The following is a 24,028-nucleotide window of genomic DNA, read 5'->3' on the forward strand; positions in this document are numbered from 1 at the left end:
TACCATTCTATGGGCGTGTCCACTGTGATTATGATAAAATAGAGTTAACTTATTTGGACGATACGGAAAGGATCGGATGCGATGAGCAGTCAGAACGAACAATCTTTCGTACATTTGCATGTTCATAGCGAATACAGCCTGCTTGACGGCGCAGCTAGAATCCGTGACCTTACGGCAAGAGCAGCGGAGCTTGGCATGAAGGCGCTGGCATTGACTGACCATGGCGTAATGTACGGAGCCATTCCCTTTTATAAAGCGTGCCGGGCGAATGGCATTAAACCGATAATCGGCTGCGAGCTTTATATGACGACAGGCTCCCGGTTTGAGAAGGGAGCACGGAAGGACAATCCAACCTATCATTTGATCGTGCTTGCAAAAAACGAAACCGGCTATCGGAATTTGATGAAGCTATGCTCGATCGGTCATTTGGAGGGTTTTCACTATAAGCCCCGCGTGGATTTTGAAGCATTGCGAAGCCATTCTGAAGGTTTGATTTGCCTTAGCTCATGTCTTGGAAGCGAAATTTCGCAGCATTTGCTGCATGATCGGATAGAGGAAGCGCAAACAAGCGCACTCCGTTATAAAGAGATTTTTGGCGATGATTTCTATTTGGAGCTGCAGGACCACGGCTTGCTGGAACAAAAGAAGGTCAATGCATCTATGATTAAGCTCGCAGGCGCCACGGGAATTAAATTGGCAGCAACGAATGACGTGCATTACATGCAGGCAGAGGACGCTGCGATGCAGGATGTGCTTATTTGTATCGGCACAGGTAAAACGACGGAGGATGAAGGCCGCCTACGGATGCTCTCAGACCAGATGTACTTGAAAAGCACGGAAGAGATGGCGCTGCTCTACAGGCATGTGCCGGAAGCCATTGCGAATACGAGCGAGATCGCCGATAAATGCGAATTGGAGTTGACGCTTGGCCGTGCCGCGCTGCCGGTATTCCGGCCGGTGCCGGCTGGGATGAGTTCCTCTGACTATTTGATCGCGTTATGCCGAGACGGCTTGGCGGCAAGATATGCGGGCTTGCCGGAATGGGTAAATGAGGCCGGATTCAGAGAAAAAGCGGAACAGCGCCTCGAATATGAGCTGTCGGTCATTGAAAAGATGGGTTTCAGCGATTATTTCTTGATCGTTTGGGATTTTATTCGCTTTGCCCATGAAAGAGGGATACGAACAGGGCCGGGACGCGGCTCCTCCGCGGGCAGTTTGGTTGCTTACACGCTGCGTATCACGGATGTCGACCCGCTGAAATATAAGCTGTTGTTCGAGCGGTTCTTGAATCCCGAACGGATTTCGATGCCTGATATCGATATCGATTTCAACGATGAGCGCCGGGACGAGGTTATCGCATATGTGGCAGCCAAATATGGAGACGAGCATGTCGCCCAAATCATTACCTTCGGAACGATGGCGGCAAAGGCTGCCGTCCGGGATGTAGGGCGAGCGATGAACGTCCCATTCCAAGAGGTGGATCGGGCAGCTAAGCTTATTCCTAATCAATTGGGTATTACGCTGGATGAAGCGCTGCGCTTGAGCAGCGAGCTTCGTGAAGCAAGCGAGCGACAGCCCCGAACAGCGGGCATGTTGAAAATGGCCGTTAAGGTTGAAGGCATGCCTCGGCATGCCTCGACGCATGCTGCGGGCGTTGTCATCTCCCAAGAGCCGCTTACGAACTATACGCCTATACAGACAGGCAGCGAGCAAATACCGCTTACGCAATATTCGATGGAACATTTAGAAGCTATCGGGCTGCTCAAAATGGATTTTCTCGGCCTGCGCACCCTCTCTATTCTAGAGCGCGCGCTGAAGGCGGTGAAGGAGCAGCACGGCAAGGTTATCGATTTTCATACGATTAGCGATAATGATCCCGCGACGTATGCGATGCTCAGCCGCGGGGATACGACCGGTATCTTCCAGCTGGAGTCAGCTGGCGTCAGGCGAGTTCTCAAAGAAATGAAGCCAACGGATTTCGAGGATATCGTCTCGGTGCTTGCATTATACCGTCCGGGTCCCATGGAATTTATTCCGAAATACATTCAAGGCAAGCACGGCCTGGTTACGGTGGAATATCCGCATCCGTCGCTGGAGCCGATTCTATCGGATACCTACGGAATCATTGTGTACCAGGAGCAGATTATGCAGATCGCATCCCTGATGGCGGGCTTCTCTTTAGGCGAAGCCGACCTGCTGCGTCGCGCCGTTTCCAAGAAAAAGCGGGAGGTGCTGGATGAGGAGCGTGCCCACTTCGTGAAAGGGAGCCTAGCTGAGGGGTATTCGGAAGCTGAGGCGAACCTGGTCTACGATATGATCGTGCGGTTCGCCGATTATGGCTTTCCGCGCGCGCACGCAGCGGCCTATGGCGTGCTTGCTTTCCAGACGGCGTGGCTCAAAGCGAACTATCCGATCCCTTTCATGGCTTCCATGCTGGCTTCGGTTACCGGGAATCAGCGCAAGACGGCCGAATACGTAGACGAATGCCGCCGCATGGGCATTGAAGTGCTGCCCCCCGACGTCAACGAAAGCAGCGTGTCCTTTACACCTACGGACAAGGCCGTTCGATTCGGCCTGGCAGCAATCAAAAACGTTGGGACGCAGGCGATCGAAGCGCTTATGAAGGAGCGCGGCGAGCGGCCTTTTGAGAGCTTACTTGATTTATGCCAAAGGGTTGATTTGCGCGTCGTAAACAAACGGGTTCTGGAATCGCTCATTCAAGCAGGAGCTTTCGATACGCTGCCGGGACACCGCGCCCAGCTGCTTGCAGCGCTTGAGGAGACGGTGGAAACGGCAGTCAAATGGCGCAAGGAACGCGAAGAACTGCAGATCGAAATGTTCGGTCTGGATGAAATCCAGAACTGGGATGTCGAGCTTCCGGATATCCGGCCGTATACAACGGGACAGAAATTGGATTTCGAACGCGACCTGCTTGGCTTGTATTTATCGGGACATCCGCTTGATGCGGCGGAGCAGCAGCTTTCGCCGCTCGGTCTTGATCGGCTGCTTGAGCTAAGCGACGCAAAGGACGGAACGATTGCCATAGTCGGCGTAATGGTTGTGTCCATAAAGCCATTTACGAATAAGAAAGGCCTTTCGATGGGCTTCATCGAGCTGGAGGATCGGATTATGCGGGTTGAAGCCGTCGTTTTTCCTGCGATATGGAAGCGGATCGGCAGCAAGCTTGAGAAGGGCGGACTCGCTATCGTGCAGGCAACCGTTCAACAGCAGGATGACGATTATAAGCTGCTGGTGGAGGATTGCGTGCCGATTGAGCCTGGGCAAACGGACCTTGTAGAGCAAGTAGCCAGACTGCAGAAGCAGGCGAAGGCGCGGGCATCACGGACGAGCGGGAGCGCTGCTACTTCAGGAAGAACGGTACAGAGCACAGCCTATCCGAAACGGAGCCAGCAACCCTCGGGCAGCAGCCCGAATGCCAAAGCTGGAACGGGCGAGATACGGGGCGATCAAGGCGGATCGGTGGTCGTGGCTCCCCATGCAGAGCGAAAACCGCAGCGTGTATACATCAAAATCATGTCCGTAAAAGAGCAGCCTGCGATATTAGATCAGCTCAAAGCGCTGCTCGCAAGCCATCCCGGCCAGCTGGCAACCGTCTTATTCTATGAACAAGGACAGAAATCGATTGCGCTAAGCGACAGCTACCGCGTCAAACCGTCCATGGCGCTTATCTCGGCAGTCGAGAGTCTGCTAGGACAGGGAACAATCGTAGTGAAATAAAGCTCTCTCCCGATCTTGCAAACAAAAGTATTTCTTATGCACGTCAGGGCTCGTACGCGCATATGTTTAGAGATACATGTGACGGTGGCAATGAAGCTTTTCCTATAGGATCTCCATCGATAGGACAATGCCATCTGCGCACGCCAATGTTTCCAAGATAGACGTACAAGCAGTTACGGGAGGGATGAGTCCTATGATAGGAATCGAGAAATGGCTCTTAAAACGCGGGGTAGCGATCGATGATGTATCCGAAATCGTTTATACACTGCAGCGTCCCTACAATCCTGATTTAACAATGGAAGAATGCGAGGAGAGCGTAAGAGCGGTGCTCGACAAGCGCGAGGTTCAATATGTCATGTATACGGGAATCGCTCTGGATGAGCTCGCAGAACGCAAATTATTGCCTGAGCCTTTGCAATCGATCATGGAAACGGACGAGTCGCTATATGGCGTAGACGAGACGCTTGCGCTTGGCATAACGAATGTTTATGGCATGATTGGATTGACGAGCTTCGGATATTTGGATAAAGTAAAACCCGGTATTATTCGTCAATTGAATGTGAAAGGCGAGCGCATTCATGTGTTTTTGGATGACTTGGTTGCCGGATTAGCCGCTGCTGCATCGGCCAGAATTGCGCATCAGGACCCGAAAGCGATCCGATATGATTTGCCGGATTCGCCATGACTATGGTATCATTATGAGATCATATGGCCTGTTACCGGGATAGCTATGCTTAGTAAGTGAGCTTTGCGGAAGCAAAGTTTTCAGGAGGTACCATGATGTGGACGGTCATTTATATCGCACCAACAGCTAAAATCGCAGATAACATCAAGAAGCGGCTAACGGAGGAAGGATTTTTGGTGAAAATCCGCTCTGTCAATCTGTCCAAACAGCAATACGAGATACTGGTTCCATCAGGCGAGTTGGAGGAAGTACAAGAAGTATTTAACTCCATAATGAGGCCTTTATGATGGATAGCTTTATACTATTGCGCCTTGAGAGGTGTCACACGTGCAAATAAAGGATCTATTTACGAAGAAGAAGTACGCGACCATACCATCGGAGCCGCGCAAGCGCGAGGTTCCTGAGGGCTTGATGAATAAGTGCTCCAAATGCGGCACCATTCAGTACAGCAAAGAGCTTGAGAAAAACTTGAAGGTGTGCTCCTCCTGTGGACATCATTTCCGGCTGTCCGCTTTGGAGCGCATCGCATTAACGCTCGATGAAGGACATTTGCTAGAATACGATGCGGATATGGAATCCGTCGATCCTCTTAACTTCCCTGGCTATGCGGGCAAGCTGGAACAGCAGAAGAATAAATCTAGTCTTCGCGAAGCTGTCATCACAGGAGAAGGGCTGATCGGCGGTTTTCCGGTTGTTGTAGCCGTAATGAGCTTTGATTTCTTTTCGGGAAGTATGGGATCGGTCGTTGGAGAGAAGATAACGAGAGCGATTGAAGCGGCCCACGCCAAACAGCTGCCGCTTCTTATTTTCTCGACCTCTGGCGGCGCCCGGATGCAAGAAAGCATAATCAGCTTGATGCAAATGGCCAAAACAAGCGCAGCGCTTTCGAAATTTCAAGGCGCAGGTGGTTTGTTTATTTCGATTTTTACCGATCCTACTACAGGTGGGGTATCGGCTAGCTTTGCAAGCTTGGGCGACTACAACTTGGCCGAGCCTGGCGCGCTGATCGGTTTTGCCGGACGGATTGTCATCGAACAGACCATTCGGCAGAAGCTGCCGGACGATTTCCAGACAGCTGAGTTTAATTTGCAGCATGGCCAATTGGACAAGGTCGTCCACCGGAAAGATATGAAGCCTACGTTAACGAAGCTGCTTGATATGCATGTCGCAAGGGGGGAAACATCCTATGGCGGGTGAACTGCCTTTCGAGAAACCGTTGAATGATTTGCGGCAGAAGGTTACGGAGCTGAAGACCTTAAGCGTGGAGAAGGGGATTGACTTCACCGAAGAGATTCGAGGTCTTGAGCTGAAATGCAAGCAGCTGGAGGATGAGTTGTACAGCGAGCTGTCTCCTGCCCAAAAAATGCATATGGCGCGTCATCATCAGCGCCCAACCTCACTCGATTTCATTCAAACGGTTTTTACCGATTATATGGAGCTTCATGGAGATCGTTTGTTTGCGGACGATCTTGCAATCGTGGGGGGGCTAGCCAAGCTGAACGGCATCCCCGTTACAGTCATCGGCCACCAACGGGGCAAGGATACCCGTGAGAATATTGCCCGTTTTTTCGGCAGTCCTCATCCCGAGGGCTTCCGCAAGGCGCTTCGCCTTATGGAGCAAGCGAACAAGTTCAAGCGCCCGATTATTACCTTCATCGATACGAAGGGGGCTTATCCGGGCAAAACTGCCGAAGAACGCGGCCAGTCAGAAGCGATTGCGCGCAATTTGCGGGAAATGGCAGGCTTCGGCGTGCCTATCGTATGTGTTGTTATCGGTGAGGGCGGCAGCGGCGGCGCGCTTGCGCTAGGCGTAGGCAACCGCGTGCTCATGCTGGAGAACGCTATTTATAGCGCCATTTCTCCGAATGGTGCGGCATCCATACTTTGGAAGGATGCTTCCAGAGCGGATCAAGCCGCTGAAGCGATGAAGATTACAGCTAAGGATTTGCTGGAGTTCGGCATTATCGAAGATATCATTCCTGAGCCGCAGGGCGGTGCGCATAAGGATCTGGCGTATCAAGCAGAGCAAATCAAGGATAAGCTGTGGCTGCATTTGCAGGAGCTTCTCCCTTTGACTGCCGAAGAGCTGATCGAGGACCGTTATAATAAGTTCCGGAAAGTCGGATATTTCAAAATTGCAGAGAAGCCACTTGAGGCTTCAAACGAGCAGGCTGCTGATCGCAACCAAGCTCAGGTGGTCGATGAGGCGGAGCAAACCACCCCTCAAACACAGGTGGCAACACCGACCATTCAGTAAATTATATGTAAAATTGATTATTTCGCTGTACAAGCAGTGGAGTGTCGTGTCAGTATAGTATAGAATATCAGGCAATTTACGGAGGAAACTTAACATGCGCAAAACAAAAATCGTTTGTACAATCGGTCCATCCAGCGAATCGTTGGAGAACACAAAGAAACTTATTCATGCAGGAATGAACGTTGCCCGTCTTAACTTCTCCCACGGAGATTTCGAAGAGCACGGCAACCGTATCAAAAACATCCGCCTCGCAAATGCTGAGCTAGGTACTTCAGTTGCGGTATTGCTTGATACGAAAGGTCCTGAAATCCGTCTAGGCAAGCTGAAGGAAGAGCCTATCGAATTGAACCAAGGCGAAACGATTACGTTGACGACCGAGGAAATTCTAGGCGATCGCAACCGCGTTCCCATTACTTACAACAACCTGCCAAACGATGTATCCATCGGCTCGACGATTCTAATTGACGATGGCTTGATCGGTTTGACGGTAGAAGAGGTTAAAGGAACTGAAATCTTGTGCCGCATCGTAAACAGCGGTCCAATCAAAAGCAAAAAAGGCGTTAACGTACCTGGAGTGAAGATTTCTTTGCCTGGTATTACCGAGAAGGATGCGAATGATATCGTATTCGGAATCGAGCAAGGCGTAGATTTCATTGCAGCTTCTTTCGTGCGTAAAGCAAGCGACGTGCTTGAGATCCGTGAGCTTTTGGAGCGTCATAATGCAGGACATATCCAAATCATTTCCAAAATCGAAAACCAAGAAGGCGTAGACAACCTTGATGAGATTCTTGAGGTTTCTGACGGCTTGATGGTAGCGCGCGGCGACCTTGGCGTAGAAATTCCAGCCGAAGAGGTTCCTCTCGTTCAGAAAAATATGATTAAAAAAGGCAACCGCGTTGGTAAGCCGGTAATCACGGCAACGCAAATGCTTGATTCCATGCAGCGCAACCCACGTCCAACTCGCGCAGAAGCGAGCGACGTTGCCAATGCGATTTTTGACGGTACGGACGCGATCATGTTGTCCGGTGAAACAGCTGCGGGACGTTACCCGACTGAATCCGTGCAAACAATGGCTCGTATTGCAGAGCGTGCAGAAGCGGCATTGGAATACCGCGAAATGTTCACGAAGCAAGCCAATGCACAGCAAACTTCCGTTACGGAAGCAATCAGCCAAGCTGTTGCAAACTCAGCGCTTGATTTGAGAGCGAAAGCGATTATTACTTCGACTCAAAGCGGCTTTACTGCTCGTATGGTATCGAAATACAAGCCTAAAGCACCGATTATTGCGGTTACGACTGACGAGAAGGTGTTGCGCCGTCTATCCCTTATCTGGGGCGTGTTCGCTGTTCTTGGTCCAGATGCGGATACAACGGACGAAATGTTCGAAAACGCAGTCAAAGGCGGCATGAGCACTGGATTCCTAAACCTTGGCGATACGGTTGTAATCACGGCGGGCGTTCCTGTTGGCCGTGCGGGTACAACAAACCTTATCAAAATTCACCATATCGGTGAGCTTCTTGCCCAAGGACAAGGTATCGGCAGCCAAACAGCTATCGGTAAAATCGTTGTAGCCCGTACACCGGAAGAAGCCATCGCAAAAACGACTCAAGGCTCCATCTTGGTTACGGTATCGACAGACAAAGAATATATGCCTGCCTTCGAGAAAGCGGGAGCGGTAATAACTGAGCAAGGCGGGATTACTAGCCACGCAGCGGTAGTTGGCCTTAACCTTGGAATTCCGGTTATTCTTGGCATTGCGAACGCAACCGAATTGCTTAAAGATGACATGGAAGTTACCATTTATGGTGAAACAGGCGTTGTTTATCACGGCCAATCTAAAGTCCTTTAAGCTTAAAGGCACTTTTCTAACAATTAGATAAGAAGCAGACGAAAGCGATGGTGATCTCACCGTCGCTTTTTGTTCATTCGACATGCTTTTTAGAGAGTTGGTTAAATTACGTTTAGGAGGGTCATCATGCTTACACAAGCTAGCTGGTTTACGCATCCGCTGCGTGTACGGTATCAGGAAACGGATCAGATGGGTGTTGTTTTTCATGGGAATTATGTAACTTGGTTCGAGATCGGACGTACAGAATGGATAAGAAACGCGGGCTATAGCTATAAAGAGATCGAAGCCAACGGACTGCTGCTTCCTGTCGTTGATTTGGAATGCCGCTATCGCTTGCCTGCCCGCTACGACGACATGGTCATTGTATGTACGCGGATTGGAGCTTGCACGCCTGTGCGGGTAACCTTTGAATCGCAGGTGAGAAGGGTAGGGAAAGAAGAGTTCGAAGCAGGATCGTTTGCCGGGAGCGATCCGCTGCCTGGTGAGCTGCTCGTCGAGGGCGGTACCAAGCATGTATGGGTGAATGCCTCCTGGCAGCCGGCCCGGCTTAATAAAGCGATGCCTGAATTATATGACTTGCTGCTGACGAAGTAAGCTTGCTTAGCCAACCAGGCTTATGCCTAGGAAGCAAGTATGCTTCTCTAACCAGGCTTATGCGCAGGGAGCAAGTATGCTTCTCTAACCAGGCTTATGCGCAGGGAGCAAGTATACTTCTCTAACCAGGCTTATGCGTAGGGAGCAAGTTTGCTTCGCAAACCAGACTTATGCGTAGGGAGCAAGTTTGCTTCGCAAACCGGGCTTATGCTTATGTAGTAATTTTGCTCCGCAAAATGTTTAGGAGGTCCAATTATGTACAAATGGCTGTTGGCGGTTTTTATAATCGTACCCGTAATTGAGCTTTGGGGTATTTTTCAGATGGGCAGTTGGATTGGCGGATGGAATACGTTTTTTATTCTAATTGCGATGGGACTTGCCGGAGCATACTTAGCGAGAGCGGAAGGGCGCAGAGTATGGGGAGAAGCACAGCGCCAAATGCAGGCCGGACAAATACCGGGGCAGACCTTGCTGGATGGGTTATGCGTACTTGCGGGCGGTATTCTGCTGCTCATGCCGGGTTTTTTATCCGATATCGTGGGCGTTACGCTGCTATTCCCGGCAACGAGAACTTTTTATAGGCAAATGATGCTGCATTGGATCGAAAAGCGAATGAGAAACGGCAATTTCAAGATTGGAAGGTTCTAATATTTACGTCATATTTACAAAAGGTTAACATGGAACTAATAGTTATGCTTCATAATGTAAGAGATCGTTGTCGTTTCCTGCGGCAGTCTTGATCGGCATACTGGAGCGTATGCTATAAAAGCAGGTTAATTTCGCAAAATTACTCAGGAGGCGTGAGAAATGACCAAGCTTTTGTCCAACTATGTAAATCGTGACCTAAGTTGGATCGAGTTCAACCGAAGAGTTCTCCAAGAAGCGCAGGACCCGAACAATCCCCTGCTGGAGAGAGCAAAGTTTCTAGCCATCGTGACAAGCAATCTCGATGAATTCATGAGCGTGCGAGTCGCAGGCATACAAATGCAGATGAGAGCAGGCTTATCTAAAACTGATTTTACTGGATATACGCCTTCCGGACTTTGGAAGCGGCTTATTAAACGTGCCACGCAAATGGTAAATGATCAATATCGTACATACAGAGAAGTTTTTCGCGGATTAAGCCGCGAAGGCATATTTATTCGTTCGCTCGAAGAGCTCAACGTATCCCAGACGAAGGCGGTCTCGGACTATTTTCATGAAATCGTATTTCCTGTCTTAACGCCGATGGCTGTCGATCAAAGCAGACCTTTCCCGCTCGTTCATACGAAAGAATTGTATTTGGCCGTACTCTTGAGACAGGAAGGCAATTCCGTTGAGGACGAACCGTTGTTTGCCATCGTGCAGGTACCCTCTATATTGCCGAGATTCGTTCCCGTACCGGGAAGGATTAATAGCAAAAAGACGGAGTTCGTTCTGCTTGAGGACTTAATCCAGCAATTTATAGATACGTTGTTTAACGGTTATATTCCGTTTTCGGTTAATCCGTTTCGACTTACGAGAGACGCGGATATTACGCTGAATGAGGAAGACGCAGAGGATTTGCTGGAGGAGATTGAGAAGGAGCTGCGCAGGCGCCGCTGGGGCATTCCGGTGAGGCTTGAAGTAGCGAAGGGGATGCATCCTTACGCGCTTGAGATGCTTACGGAAGAGCTGGAGATCGAAGATAATTTATTCGAGATTGACGGGCCGCTGGATCTTAGCTTTTTGATGAAATTCGCAGGCGCCGTTCCCGGCAATGACAATTTGCGCTACGAGAAGCTTGAGCCAGTCTACCCGCGGGAGTTTGACGATACGGATGATATGTTCGAAGTTATCCGCCAGCGTGATGTGCTGATGTACCACCCGTACGAATCGTTCGATGCAGTGAATGATTTCGTTATGCAGGCAGCCTATGATCCCGATGTCCTTGCCATAAAAATGACCTTATACCGCGTCAGCGGCCAATCTGCACTCGTTCAGGCGCTTGCCAAGGCAGGAGAGGCTGGCAAACAGGTAACGGTCGTGGTCGAGCTGAAGGCAAGGTTTGACGAGGAGCGGAATATTGCATGGGCACGGCAGCTGGAGAAGGCTGGCTGCCATGTCGTATACGGCTTGGTTGGATTAAAAACGCATGCCAAAATATTATTGGTCGTAAGGCGGGAGCAGGGCACGCTGCGACGGTACGTTCACGTTGGAACGGGCAACTACAATGACAGCACGGCTACCTTGTATACGGATATCGGGCTGTTTACTTCCCATCCGATTATCGGTGGCGATGCTTCCGCATTGTTCAACGAGGTTACAGGCTATTCGTCGCCTTATGAATGGAAAGCCTTTGGCGTTGCGCCCTCCGACTTGAAAGAGAAGCTGTACCGATTGATCGACCGCGAACGTTTAAATGCGATTGCAGGCAAGCCGGCTCGTATTATTGCCAAAATGAACTCGCTGTCCAATCAGGAAATGATTGATAAGCTTTACGAGGCATCGCAAGCGGGTGTGAAAATCGTATTGATCGTGCGAGGGGTATGCTGCTTGCGTCCAGGCGTGCCGGGACGAAGCGAAAATATACAGGTTATAAGCATCGTAGACCGGTTCCTCGAACATGCGAGAATCATGTATTTCCATAACGGCGGGGAAGAAGAAGTATATCTGTCCAGCGCGGATTGGATGACACGCAACCTCACAAGAAGGATAGAGCTCATGTGTCCGGTATTCGATCCAACGCTTAGGCAAATATTGATCAAGATGCTTCACTTAAATATTGATGACAACGTGAAGGCGCGCGAGCTGCAGCCGAACGGTACTTACGAGCATATCTCTAACGTCGATAAGCAGCCGTTCCGCAGCCAGTTTGAAGCCAAGGTTATATCGTCGTGGAAGGGACTTGCGTAGCCGAATAATCGAGACTCGGCGTGTATGCCCACAGCTTCTTGAATTCGGCTGCAAGCTCATCGACCTCACGTCGTTCTACGTCAAGAGTCCCTCGGGGCTGAACGGGCCGAAGCAGCAGCTGATTGCCTGATAACTGGACGTTTAACTGCGCGATGGCTTGTGTCTCTCCGCGATCCAAGGCGGCAGACAATTGAAGCAAAGCTCCCAGCTTATAAATAATATCAAGGTCGGAATCGTTCAGCAGCTCTTTATATTCGGAAATATGCTGACGTGCCCGGCCTTTGCTTTTGTATGATGCGATAGCGGCTGTCATGATCATTTCCCGGTGAGTAAGTCCGTTCAATTGGGAATTGATAATGAGATAGAAGGAATGCCGGGCATACTCGTAATAATCGATGGAAGCCCCGATCCGGAACAGCTGCGAGGCGGTGTCGAGCAATACTCTCGTCTGCGATGGCAGAGCATGCTCGTAATGGAGCACATCGTATATCTCGAGCGCAATGCGGTTCACCTGCATCACATGCTGCTTAGGCGCTTCAGGATGCAAAGCGCTTAAATTCGTTAGGCTGTATTTCAGCACGTCGTCTAGCTTTGGGTGATTCGGAAATCGAGTAGCATGGAATAATCCGTCCCGCAGTCCTGCACCGCAGATGCGGTAGTAAGATGCTTTCGTGGCACGAAACAAGACACGAAGTATGGCAACGCCAGGCACAACTACGTCTGCGCGATCTTTGGACAAGCCTGGCAGCTTGCGCCTTTTGTCAAGCGGCAGTTTTCGCATTTGATGAAACAGATCATCCACGTGCTCGGACGTAGCGGGATAATTATGCGTTTGCGGGAAGGGATATTTGTAAGCAGCCTGATGCATTTTTCCGAGCGCTCGCACGGTGCCTCCGACGCCAACTAATGGCAGTCCAGGCATCCCGCCAATCCAAGGCTCATTCTTCACGGCCTCAATGACTAACGTTTCTAGCGCTTTTAGCTCCTCATCGAGCAGCATGCCTTTGGCGCCAAAACGCTTGTTGAGGCTGACGCATCCGAACGGGAAGGATACGGAGCGAACGAGCGCGCGGTTGCGAAATAGCGATAGCTCGGTGCTTCCGCCGCCGATATCAATAAGGAGCCCGTCTTTGATATTCAGGGAGTTGATCATTCCTAAAAAACCATAGGAAGCCTCATCCTCACCGGATAGCAATTCAATGGTTAAGCCGGTTTCAGCTTTAATCCGTCCTAGTATCTCGGTACGGTTATGGGCGTTTCGAATAGCCGCGGTAGCGACTGCTCGAATATTGCTTGTATGATTGTGTGTGCAAATCATGGTAAAATGGTTCAGCGTGTCTATAAGCTCGTCGATTGCTGGAAGGGTAAGACAGCCGTCTTCGTCAATGCGTTCGCTTAATCTAGCAGGCCGTTTGCTGCTATCCGCCACACGATGAGCACCGTTTGCTGTCCTCTCGTATACGACAAGCCGGACTGAATTGGAGCCTATGTCAATAATCCCGATGCGTTGTTTAGTCATGTAGCGCCTCCAAGTACAGCGAATTTTGCTCGTTTTGTTCTCTATATGACATTTTACCACTATATTCGCTTCTGTAAAATTAGTTTATGCTGCGGCTAAAAATAGGGCGAATAGGGAAAAATGCAGCTGGAGCCTACGATACGATGTGGTGAAATAATAAGCGAAAAAAATATTAATGATGCCGATAAAGCATTTTTATGTCCGTATTTGTTCACTTCGGTGCCGAAATCATTTATGATTAAAGGCGATGGTACAAAACGAATCCCTTTTATTGTTAACGAAATCCCATGTTAAAGGAGAGAGAACGATGACAGCAACTAAAGGTTTGGAAGGAATTGTCGCCGCGGCGTCCTCCATCAGCTCGATTATTGATGGCGTACTGACCTACCGCGGAATCGATATTGACGATCTCGCTGAGAACGCTACATTTGAAGAGGTCGCTTATCTGCTGTGGTACGGAAAATTGCCAACTCGTTCTGAACTTGACGGTCTGCAGAAGCAATTGGACGAATTTGCGGCAGTACCCCAAGGCGTAATTGACCAAATTAAGCTATATCCAAAAGATACAAATTCCATGGCTGCTCTTCGGACAGCAGTCTCCAGCCTAGCATTGTACGATGCTTCCGCTAATGATATGACTCCAGAAGCGAACCAAGTGAAAGCCATTAAATTGCAAGCACAGCTTCCAACCATTATTGCTGCATTCGCGCGTATCCGCCAAGGCTTGGAGCCTGTTGCTCCTAAGCAGGGCGTATCAATCGCTTATAACTTCCTATATATGCTGACTGGCAAAGAGCCGGCTGAAGTTGCTATCAAAGCGCTTGACCAAGCTCTTGTGCTGCATGCGGACCATGAGCTTAACGCTTCTACGTTCGCTGCACGCGTTACGGTTGCAACGTTGTCGGACATCTATTCGGGCGTAACGTCCGCGATTGGCGCATTGAAGGGCCCTCTTCACGGCGGCGCGAACGAGGCTGTTATGGTTATGCTGGAAGAAATCGGTTCAGCAGCTAACGTTGAAAGCTTTATTAACAACGCACTGGCTAACAAATACAAAATTATGGGCTTTGGACACCGCGTTTACAAAAACGGCGATCCACGCGCGAAGCATTTGCAAAAAATGTCGCGTGAGCTTGGCAAATTGACAGGCAATATGGAGCTTTATGAAATGTCCGTCAAAATTGAAGAGCTCGTAACGGGACAAAAAGGATTGAAGCCTAACGTAGACTTCTATTCTGCCTCCGTATATACAACGCTTGAAATTCCACGCGATCTGTTTACGCCTATCTTTGCGATCAGCCGCGTATCTGGTTGGAGCGCACATATCCTTGAGCAATACCAAGATAACCGCCTGATTCGACCGCGTGCAGATTACGTTGGACCGGTTAACGCGAAGTATATTCCAATCGAGCAGCGCTAATCGCTTATTTGAGATACAATGGTTAGGGAGCGAACAAGCTGTTTGTTCCCTAGGCGTTCATATAGTCTTTTATATTGCGGTACATATGGAAGGTTATATACAGCAAGCACTACCAATCATTTGATCTGCTCGATAAGCAGATCCCAATCCAAGGAGGATTTCATTCATGGCACAGTTCGAAAAATTCGCGCTTCCAACAGAAGGCGAGCAAATTACAATTGACAATGGTGTTCTTAACGTACCTAACAACCCAATTATCCCTTTCATCGAGGGTGACGGCACTGGCCGCGATATCTGGAAAGCTTCGAAACGCGCGCTTGATGCAGCGGTAGAGAAAGCTTACAACGGCGAGAAAAAAATCGCTTGGTACGAAGTTTTTGCAGGCGAAAAAGCATTCAACGAATACGGCGAGTGGCTGCCGGCTGATACGCTTACAGCAATCCGCGAGTATATCGTAGCTATTAAAGGACCATTGACTACGCCTATCGGCGGCGGTATCCGTTCTTTGAACGTTGCTCTTCGCCAAGAGCTTGATCTGTACACTTGCTTGCGTCCGGTTCGTTACTTCACTGGCGTACCATCCCCAGTAAAACGCCCTGAGCTTGTTGACATGGTCATTTTCCGTGAAAACACAGAGGATATCTACGCGGGCATCGAGTACCAAGAAGGTTCAGCAGAAGTGAAAAAAGTGATCGAGTTCCTTCAAAATGAAATGGGAGCAAACAAAATCCGTTTCCCAGAAACATCCGGTATCGGCATCAAGCCAGTATCTAAAGAAGGCTCGCAGCGTCTTGTTCGTGCAGCAATTGAATATGCGATCAAGCACGGCAAAAAATCCGTTACCCTTGTACACAAAGGCAACATCATGAAATATACAGAAGGCGCGTTCAAAAACTGGGGTTACGAAGTGGCTGAGCAAGAATTCGCTAACGAAACGTTCACATGGGGCGAATACGACCGCATTAAAGAAGCAGAAGGCACTGACGCGGCTAACAAAGCACAAAAAGACGCAGAAGCTGCTGGCAAGCTGATTGTTAAAGACGCGATTGCTGATATCGCATTGCAACAAGTTCTAACTCGCCCAACTGATTTCGACGTTATCGCAACGTTGAACCTTAACGGTGACTACCTGTCCGATGCTCTTGCTGCACAAGTTGGCGGTATCGGTATCGCTCCAGGTGCGAACATCAACTACTTGACTGGACACGCAATCTTCGAAGCAACGCACGGAACGGCTCCGAAATATGCTGACCTTGACGTAGTAAACCCAGGTTCCGTAATCCTTTCCGGCGTAATGCTTCTTGAGCACCTAGGCTGGCAGGAAGCGGCTGACCTTATCTATAAAGGTATGGAAGCTTCGATCAACAACAAAACCGTAACTTACGACTTCGCACGTTTGATGGAAGGCGCAACTGAAGTAAAATGCTCCGAGTTCGCTGATCAAATCATCAAAAACATGTAGTCCAATCTTTAACTAAATAGATCAAACCACAAAGAATGTGTCCCGAAAGGGGCACATTTTGCTTCAATTCCTAGAGCATTTGTTCATGGCCTAGGAATAGACGTCTCGCAAGAGACGCACTCTACACTTCGTATTAGCTTAGCTCTCGATCTAGGAATGGATGTCCCGCAGCGACCCGTTCTGCATGAACTCATGCAGTTGACCTTGGAATGGATGTCCCGCAGGGACCCGTTCTGTATGAACTCATGCAGTTTATCTTGGAATGGATGTCCCGCAGGGACCCAATCAGCACTACTCAACCTTGATCTGGGAATGTCGGTCCCTTAAGGGACCCATTCTGCACTTCTTACTGGCAGTTGATCTGGGAATGGAAGTCCCACAAGGGACACATTCCCAACAAGCGAGCGTAAAGCGTGTCCCAACGGGACGAGAGCGATCCAAGCTCAACAGTCCCAGTGATGCGCCGTTCAATCTCCCACGTTAGTCCGGCGGGTGTCCAGAGGGCGCAGCGCCTCGGGGTCCTCCCTTGGAAGGGAGGATTTAGGTGGGTTCGAAATCCCTAAATGGAGGTTTTATTCAAGATGGCGATTAAACGTAAAAAGATCACGGTAGTAGGGGCGGGCTTTACCGGCGCAACTACTGCGCTTATGCTTGCTCAGAAGGAACTTGGCGACGTTGTTCTCGTTGATATCGCGCCGCTTGAAAACCCGACAAAAGGCAAAGCGCTTGATATGCTGGAGGCAACGCCGGTGCTTGGGGTTGATGCCCATATTACCGGTACGGCTAATTACGAGGATACAAAGGATTCCGATGTCGTTATTATTACAGCGGGCATCGCACGTAAACCAGGCATGAGCCGCGATGATCTTGTCAGCACCAATGCCGGAATCGTGAAATCCGTATGCGAGAACATCAAGTCGACCAGCCCGGATGCTTATGTCATCATCTTAAGCAATCCGGTTGATGCGATGACGTACGCGGCGTTCCAAGCGCTTGGTTTTCCTAAAAACCGCGTAATCGGACAATCCGGCGTGCTTGATACGGCTCGTTATTGCACGTTTATCGCGCAGGAGCTTAACGTGTCTGTCGAAGATGTTCGCGGCTTCGTGCTGGGCGGCCACGGCGATGATATGGTACCCCTTGTTCGTTTCTCGAACGTAGGCGGCATCCCGATCGAAAAGCTGATTCCGGCAGATCGCATTGAAGCGATCGTGCAACGCGCACGCGTTGGCGGCGGCGAGATCGTTAACCTGCTTGGCAATGGCAGCGCGTATTATGCGCCAGCCGCTTCGCTCGTTCAAATGACAGAAGCTATCCTTAAAGATAAAAAACGCATTATCCCAGTTATCGCTTTGCTTGAAGGCGAATACGGCTATGACAATTTATTCATGGGCATCCCGGCCATTATTGGCGGAGACGGCATCGAAAAGGTAATTGAGCTTGATTTGACCGCGGAAGAAAAAGCTGCGCTCGATAAATCTGCCCAATCCGTTCGCAATGTCATTCAAATTGTAACAGGCTAATAAATGTGCCGCACGCAGGTTGAAATATACGAACGCGTTTGGGAGGACCCTGACAGATTGCTGCCAGGGTCCTCTCTGTTTATGTTTGCGGCACGATAGGTTTATAGTTGTTTTGGAGGTGGGAGAGTTGATCGAGCAAGCGAGACAAGCACTGAAAAAGGTATACGGCTATGATTCATTCCGCAAAGGACAAGAAGATATTATTTCGGGCATATTGAATGGGCGGGATACGCTTGCGATACTTCCAACCGGCGGCGGGAAATCCATATGCTACCAGATTCCTTCCATGCTGCTGCCAGGCACATCGTTAGTCATTTCCCCGCTCATATCGCTGATGAAGGACCAAGTTGACGCGCTGCGGAGAGTAGGCGTTTCTGCCGCGTATCTGAACAGCTCACTGGGAGCGGCGGAATATCGGGATGTGATGCGCAATGCGATGCAGGGCGAGTACAAGCTGTTGTACGTAGCGCCGGAGCGGCTTGATGCGCCTATGTTCCAAACCTTGTCAGAGCAGCTTGCCATCCCGCTCATAGCCATTGACGAGGCCCACTGCGTATCGCAATGGGGACATGATTTCCGTCCAAGCTACCGGCAGCTTGCTGGCTGGATCGCCCGCATGAAGGACCGGCCGCTCGTTGCGGCATTTACGGCTACGGCCACGACAGAGGTTGCGACCGATATTTCCGATATGCTGAAGCTTCGTGAGCCCAGTATATTCGTAACCGGCTTCGCGCGGCCTAATCTATCGCTATCCGTCGTAACCGGCGTTGATAAGAAGAAGTTTCTTGAAAGTTTCTTATCTGGGCGCAAAGATCAATCCGGCATTATCTATGCGGCCACACGCAAAGAAGTGGAGAACGTATATGAGCAGTTGACGCGAAGGGGCATTCAAGCCGGCAAATACCACGGCGGCTTATCGGATGCCGAAAGAGCGGACACGCAGGAAAAATTCCGTTTTGATGATATTCGCGTCATGGTTGCAACGAATGCATTCGGAATGGGAATCGACAAGCCAAATGTCCGTTTCGTGCTGCACTGGCAGATGACGAGTGACATTGAGTCCTACTATCAGGAAGCGGGCCGGGCAGGCCGCGACGGTGAAGAGAGCGAATGTGTTCTCTTATTCGAGCCGGCTGACATGCAGGTGCAGCGCTTCCTCATAGAGCAGGGGACGGGAGATACGGATCGCAAGTCCATTCAGCTTGCCAAGCTGCACACGATGATGAACTTCAGCCGTACGCAGCGCTGCTTGCAGCAGTTTATCGTTGATTATTTCGGCGAGACGGGGGTAGGCGCCTGCGGCAAGTGCAGCAGCTGCCTCGACAAGAGCGAGCCCGTTAACCGGACAGAGGAAGCAAAGATGGCGCTCTCCTGCGTCGGGCGCATGAAAGGACGCTTCGGCGTCACGATGGCTGCCAAGGTGCTGAAGGGCTCGAAGGACAAGCGCTTGCTCGAGTTTGGGCTGGACCGTTTGACTACATACGGCCTAATGCGCCATCTGCCGGAGAAGGAAATCGCGGATTGGCTGTATTGGCTCGTTGCAGAAGGTTATTTGAAGCTGAGCGAAGGACAATATCCGGTCGTATCCTTAGCCGCAAGCGCGCTTCCGGTGCTGGAAGGACGCGAGTCGATTATGCAAAGGGTGCGGGCAACCGTAAGGCAGGCTGCTTCAGCCGATCATGCTGCTGCATCTCCGCTATTCGACGCGCTTAAGCAATGGCGTAAGGAGAAAGCCGCTTCGGAGGGGGTTCCGCCGTTTATGCTGTTCTTCGATGCAACGCTAAGGGAAATCGCGAACGCACAGCCCCAAAGCGTCGATGCATTGCTCGGCGTGAAAGGAATCGGTGCCGCGAAAGCCGATAAATACGGTGGCGATCTCATCGCTATCATTCAGTCGCTGGCAGGAGACGGGAGCTTCGTCCCTGCTGAGCCAAGAGCCGCAAGGCAGCCTGCCGCTTCAGGGAAGACCGCGAGCGGCAGCGACGAGCAGCCAAGCCACCTGGCGACACTCGCGTATTTTCAAGCGGGACAGGAACCGGCTGAGATTGCAAAGGAACGCGGCTTAAGCAAAGTGACGGTAGAGGGCCATATTATTCGCTGCGCAGAAGAGGGCGAGGAGGTCGATTGGAGCCGAATCATACCCGCTGAATACGAGGAGCTGATTGTCCAAGCGATAGGCGAGCAGGGCATAGAGAAGCTTCGTCCGATCAAGGATGCGCTGCCGGAAGAGGTTACGTACTTCGCCATTCACGGGGTAATGAGCAAGTACGGCTTGAAAGGATCCTAACGCCTTTGTTTTTTAGCAGACGGTGAATGTCGGCAAGGTGTGAAAATTTCGGGAACGATTCGCAATAAGCACGGAATTATGGCCCGTATAGGGAAGATCTGGGAGCGTTGTTATTTGAAAAAAATCTCGTTTCTGATAAACTAATCGATATACACAATATTGGCAGGTGTGGTTCGCTGAATACGTTTTACCAAAACAGGAGGAGTAAAAAATGGAGAAGGTTATGGTATTTTTGCATGTATTAGGAGCAGTGGGAATGGGCTTCTATATCGTGCTGCCGATTATGGTAGGAAGAGCGTCCAAGCTGGCTGGCGTTGGACAAGGCGGTCTTGCAGAGGGACTATTGTCAGCTAATCGCATCGCACAGTACTTTCTAATTCTACAATTGCTAACGGGCGGCTATTTGATCTCAAAGGCAGATTACACAGTACCCTGGATGATTATTGTCGTCTTGCTGTTCCTAGCGATTGCTGCGCTTGGCGGGATCATCTCGAAGCCGCTTAAGCTCGTGGTCGCTTCTATCCAAGACGGAAAAAGCGCAACCGCGCATATCAGCAAAGCGCGTGTCATGAGTATCATCGTGCTGGTTCTATATATCGTAATTGTTTACTTCATGAAATTCCCAATGTACCAAGGTTAATAGCGTTTATCCAATAAAAAGCTGTAGGGGGACATTAACGTGCATGGATCAACACCGGAAATTGTAACGTTTGGCGAAACGATGGCTCTGTTCATGCCTCAGGAGCATAAATCGATTGAACGTGCTGCGACGCTTGAGCAAAGCTTCGGCGGAGCGGAAAGCAATGTCGCTATCGGGCTTGCGCGTTTGGGCGCCTCTGTCGGCTGGTTTGGATCTTTAGGCGACGACCCGTTCGGCAAAATCATTCTCAAAACGCTGCGCGGCGAAGGTGTCGACGTATCCCGCGCGCAGCTAAGCACGGAAGCTCCAACGGGTATGATGTTTCGCGAGCATGTAGCGGGCCGTTTGGCCGTTCATTACTTCCGCAAGCATTCGGCTGCCAGCCGCATGCTGCCGGAGCAATTGGACGAGAATTATATCCGCAGCGCCAAGCTGCTTCATGTAACCGGTATCACCGCTGCGCTTAGCGAGGATTGCCGCAGGACGCTTCGCCGCGCCATCGATATTGCCAAAGAAGCTGGCGTTCTGATTAGCTTCGATCCTAACCTGCGGCTAAAGCTATGGTCGATCGAAGAAGCCAGAGAAGTGCTGCTGCCGTTTGCGGCGGATGCAGACTACTTCCTGCCAGGCTGGGACGAGCTCAAGCTCCTTTATGATACGGATGACTATGAGCATGTGAAAGCACAATTAACGCAGCTGAAAGCTGTTTCGATTATTAAGGGCAGAGGCGATACGACTGTCGTATTGAATAACGGCCAGGAAGAGAGCTTGCCCTTCTACCCTGCCGAGCAGGTCGTGGATACCGTTGGCGCAGGAGACGGATTCTGCGCGGGCTTTTTGGCTGGCATCATGAAGGGCTTGTCTCCGGTTGAGTCTGTGCGATTAGCGAGCATCAACGGCTCATTGGTCGTACAAATGCGCGGAGATTGGGAAGCATTGCCCGAGTGGAGCGTCGTCGAGCAGCGGCTGTCAGCCAAAGCATGGGTGGAGCGCTGATAATGGCTGAAGCAAATGGCAATAAGGGACAGCGGCGCCGTGAAGCCGTTCTGCAGCTTTTAAAGCAGCAGGGAAGAGTGACGATACCTGAGATGGTTGAGCGCTTTGGCTGCTCGGAAGCCACGGCTCGCCGTGACTTGGAGCAAATGGAAGCCGAGCATCCGGTCATTCGGACGATAGGCGGAGCGATGTACGATGGCCTGAATACCGTAAGGGACTTGCCATTCGCAGAGAAGGAAGGCCTGTCGATCCTGGAGAAGGAGCATATCGCAGCGCTTGCAGCGTCATTGATCGTTGAAGGCGATGTAATCGGGCTCTCGGGTGGCACAACCAACTTCCTTATCGCCAAGCTGCTCAAAGCACGCAGAGGGATAACCGTCGTCACCAATGCGGTTAATATCGCGATGGAGCTTGCAGGAAGCGATATTCAAGTTGTCGTAACGGGCGGCATTATGCGCCACAACAGCTTCGAGCTGTGCGGCCCGCTAGGCGAGGGTATGGTAGCCCATCTGCATATCGGCAAGATGTTTATCGGTGTGGACGGTATTTCCGCAGCTGGCGGAATCACAACGTATTCGGAGCAGGAAGCGCAAATCGCCAAAGCACTTATTAAGCGTTCGCAAGCGGCATATGCCGTATTCGATCATACCAAAACAGATCGTACCTCGTTATTTTCTATTGCCTCTCTTGCAGAGCTTCGCGGCGTTATAACGGATGTTCCGCTTGCCAAGGAGCTGGCAGCTGTGCTTGAGGAGCATCGTATTTCGGTGCATGTGACCGGTTAGCTGCAGCGCCAGCTGGGATCCAAGAGCAATCAGCAACGGAAGACTTCTCGATAAGGCTGGACAAGCCTATCTAGAAGTCTTTTTTTGCTGTAAGATCTCCGTTTATCCAACTCGATTATCCGACAGGATTGTACAAAAAAGAGCACGCGGCAATCATGAATGCCCGTGCTCTTTTCTATTGTCATTCTATAAAGTTAAGCCTCGCTTGCGCTAGCTTCGAATACCGAACGTCCTTGTACCCAGGTTTGCTTGATTTGCAGCTCGCCATCCGTCCAGACCAAGTCGGCCTGCTTGCCGCTCGCGATTGAGCCTGTAAGCTCGCTCATGCCGAGCTGCTTTGCGGCATTTCCGCTTGCGAGCCTGCTGAGCTGCTCCAGCGGCAAGGCAGTATGCTCGCGCATAAAGCGGAGCGCGCCGATCATCGTCAAACAGCTGCCTGCAAGGGCATTCCCTTCGCGCAGGCGTGCTTCCCCATCCTTCACGACAACGGCTAATCCGCCTAAGCTGTATTCGCCATCAGGCATGCCTGCGGCAGCCATTGCATCCGTAATGAGAATAACTTTGTCAGCAGGCTTGGCTGCAAGCAAAAGCCGGATCGCTGCCGGATGAACATGTACGCCGTCAGCGATAAGCTCGGCAGCAATGCGGTCATCGGTCAGCACTGCACCGAGCGTTCCAGGCTCGCGGTGATGCAGCCCGCGCATCGCGTTATAGGTATGAACCGCTTGAGACAAGCCTGCGTCAGCCGCGGCAATGATTTCTTCATATACGGCATCGGTATGGCCGCATGCCGTATTGATGCCTTGTTCAGCGAGCCAAGCAATCGTCTCCTTTGAGCCTTCCTTCTCGGGAGCCAAAGTAAGCTGCCGCACGAGCCCTGGCCAAGCCGATTGCCATTGCTGCATCCATACAAGCTGCGGTGTTTTAATGTATGCAGGGTTCTGGGCGCCAGGCCACTTCTCGCTAATAAATGGCCCTTCTAAATGGACGCCGTATAATGCCGCATATGGCATGTCAGAGTTGCGGTAATCAGATACCGCATGCAATACGGCTTCAATCGCTTCTTTCGATGCGGTCATTGTAGTCGCAAGCATGCCAGTCGTGCCTTGCGACGCGTGAAAGCGGGTGATCGTATCGAAGCTGCCTTTGTCGGCATCCATGAAATCTGCACCGAAGCCGCCGTGAACATGGACATCTATGAAGCCGGGAAGCAGGTATCCATTCTCGCCATCGATGGCGGTCAGCCCGCTTTCAGCAGCAATTGCAGCTGCATCAGACGAATCCTCCGTAATCAATTGCGTAATTTTACCATTCTGAACGATCACGCTGCCGTGAGCTACGCGATCCTCAAGTACGACATTCACATTATGAATAAGCCAGTTCGCACTATTTTTCATCG

The 24,028-nt window shown here is 50.7% G+C and carries 18 protein-coding genes; 16 read left to right on the forward strand and 2 right to left on the reverse strand.

The genetic code is table 11. The annotated features are described in order from the left end of the window. Positions 1-81: 81 nt before the first annotated feature. The 9 genes from AC0YN3_RS12470 (at position 82) to ppk1 (ending at position 11,997) form a co-directional block, all read left to right on the forward strand. Complete coding sequence (locus tag AC0YN3_RS12470; protein WP_475775368.1) at positions 82-3,738, forward strand: DNA polymerase III subunit alpha; 3,657 nt, start codon at positions 82-84, stop codon at positions 3,736-3,738. A gap of 193 nt (positions 3,739-3,931) precedes the next feature. Continuing rightward, on the forward strand, positions 3,932-4,423 hold the full coding sequence (locus tag AC0YN3_RS12475; RefSeq protein WP_475775369.1) for a phosphatidylglycerophosphatase A family protein: 492 nt from the start codon (positions 3,932-3,934) through the stop codon (positions 4,421-4,423). 95 nt (positions 4,424-4,518) lie between these two features. Then, on the forward strand, positions 4,519-4,710 hold the full coding sequence (locus tag AC0YN3_RS12480) for a hypothetical protein (protein ID WP_053374720.1): 192 nt from the start codon (positions 4,519-4,521) through the stop codon (positions 4,708-4,710). A gap of 40 nt (positions 4,711-4,750) precedes the next feature. Next, entirely contained in the window at positions 4,751-5,620 is an 870-nt protein-coding gene (gene accD / locus AC0YN3_RS12485) for an acetyl-CoA carboxylase, carboxyltransferase subunit beta (RefSeq protein ID WP_475775370.1), read from the forward strand. Beyond that, on the forward strand, positions 5,610-6,680 hold the full coding sequence (locus AC0YN3_RS12490; RefSeq protein WP_475775371.1) for an acetyl-CoA carboxylase carboxyltransferase subunit alpha: 1,071 nt from the start codon (positions 5,610-5,612) through the stop codon (positions 6,678-6,680). Before accD ends, AC0YN3_RS12490 begins: the two co-directional genes overlap by 11 nt. Positions 6,681-6,774: 94 nt before the next feature. Continuing rightward, positions 6,775-8,529, forward strand: a complete 1,755-nt coding sequence (gene pyk, locus AC0YN3_RS12495) for a pyruvate kinase (RefSeq protein ID WP_475775372.1) — start codon at positions 6,775-6,777, stop codon at positions 8,527-8,529. A 126-nt stretch (positions 8,530-8,655) separates the two neighbouring features. Continuing rightward, a complete protein-coding gene (locus AC0YN3_RS12500; protein WP_475775373.1) occupies positions 8,656-9,123 on the forward strand; it encodes an acyl-CoA thioesterase in 468 nt (155 codons plus the stop codon). A 255-nt stretch (positions 9,124-9,378) separates the two neighbouring features. Further along, on the forward strand, positions 9,379-9,771 hold the full coding sequence (locus AC0YN3_RS12505) for an FxsA family protein (protein WP_475775374.1): 393 nt from the start codon (positions 9,379-9,381) through the stop codon (positions 9,769-9,771). 159 nt (positions 9,772-9,930) lie between these two features. Then, positions 9,931-11,997, forward strand: a complete 2,067-nt coding sequence (gene ppk1 / locus AC0YN3_RS12510) for a polyphosphate kinase 1 (RefSeq protein WP_475775375.1) — start codon at positions 9,931-9,933, stop codon at positions 11,995-11,997. Here the strand turns inward: ppk1 and AC0YN3_RS12515 are convergent. Then, positions 11,969-13,516, reverse strand: a complete 1,548-nt coding sequence (locus AC0YN3_RS12515) for a Ppx/GppA phosphatase family protein (RefSeq protein ID WP_475775376.1) — start codon at positions 13,514-13,516, stop codon at positions 11,969-11,971. The two genes, ppk1 and AC0YN3_RS12515, sit on opposite strands and share 29 nt — an antisense overlap. Positions 13,517-13,823: 307 nt before the next feature. Here AC0YN3_RS12515 and citZ point away from each other — a divergent pair, with 307 nt between their 5' ends. The 7 genes from citZ to AC0YN3_RS12550 all read left to right on the forward strand — a co-directional run bounded on the left by citZ (position 13,824) and on the right by AC0YN3_RS12550 (position 22,629). Beyond that, positions 13,824-14,936, forward strand: a complete 1,113-nt coding sequence (gene citZ, locus AC0YN3_RS12520; RefSeq protein WP_475775377.1) for a citrate synthase — start codon at positions 13,824-13,826, stop codon at positions 14,934-14,936. A gap of 166 nt (positions 14,937-15,102) precedes the next feature. Further along, on the forward strand, positions 15,103-16,398 hold the full coding sequence (gene icd, locus AC0YN3_RS12525; RefSeq protein WP_475775378.1) for an NADP-dependent isocitrate dehydrogenase: 1,296 nt from the start codon (positions 15,103-15,105) through the stop codon (positions 16,396-16,398). A gap of 581 nt (positions 16,399-16,979) precedes the next feature. Continuing rightward, entirely contained in the window at positions 16,980-17,921 is a 942-nt protein-coding gene (gene mdh / locus AC0YN3_RS12530) for a malate dehydrogenase (RefSeq protein WP_475775379.1), read from the forward strand. Positions 17,922-18,039: 118 nt separating this feature from the next. Next, complete coding sequence (gene recQ, locus AC0YN3_RS12535) at positions 18,040-20,208, forward strand: DNA helicase RecQ (protein WP_475775634.1); 2,169 nt, start codon at positions 18,040-18,042, stop codon at positions 20,206-20,208. A gap of 211 nt (positions 20,209-20,419) precedes the next feature. Beyond that, entirely contained in the window at positions 20,420-20,848 is a 429-nt protein-coding gene (locus AC0YN3_RS12540; RefSeq protein WP_475775380.1) for a hypothetical protein, read from the forward strand. A gap of 39 nt (positions 20,849-20,887) precedes the next feature. Continuing rightward, complete coding sequence (locus AC0YN3_RS12545; RefSeq protein ID WP_475775381.1) at positions 20,888-21,844, forward strand: sugar kinase; 957 nt, start codon at positions 20,888-20,890, stop codon at positions 21,842-21,844. 2 nt (positions 21,845-21,846) lie between these two features. Then, entirely contained in the window at positions 21,847-22,629 is a 783-nt protein-coding gene (locus tag AC0YN3_RS12550) for a DeoR/GlpR family DNA-binding transcription regulator (RefSeq protein ID WP_475775382.1), read from the forward strand. A 194-nt stretch (positions 22,630-22,823) separates the two neighbouring features. Here the strand turns inward: AC0YN3_RS12550 and nagA are convergent, their stop codons facing one another. Continuing rightward, positions 22,824-24,026, reverse strand: coding sequence for an N-acetylglucosamine-6-phosphate deacetylase (nagA, locus tag AC0YN3_RS12555; protein ID WP_475775383.1), 1,203 nt, complete (start codon positions 24,024-24,026; stop codon positions 22,824-22,826). Positions 24,027-24,028: the final 2 nt, after the last annotated feature.

The sequence above is a fragment of the Paenibacillus sp. J22R232 genome (assembly GCF_056269165.1).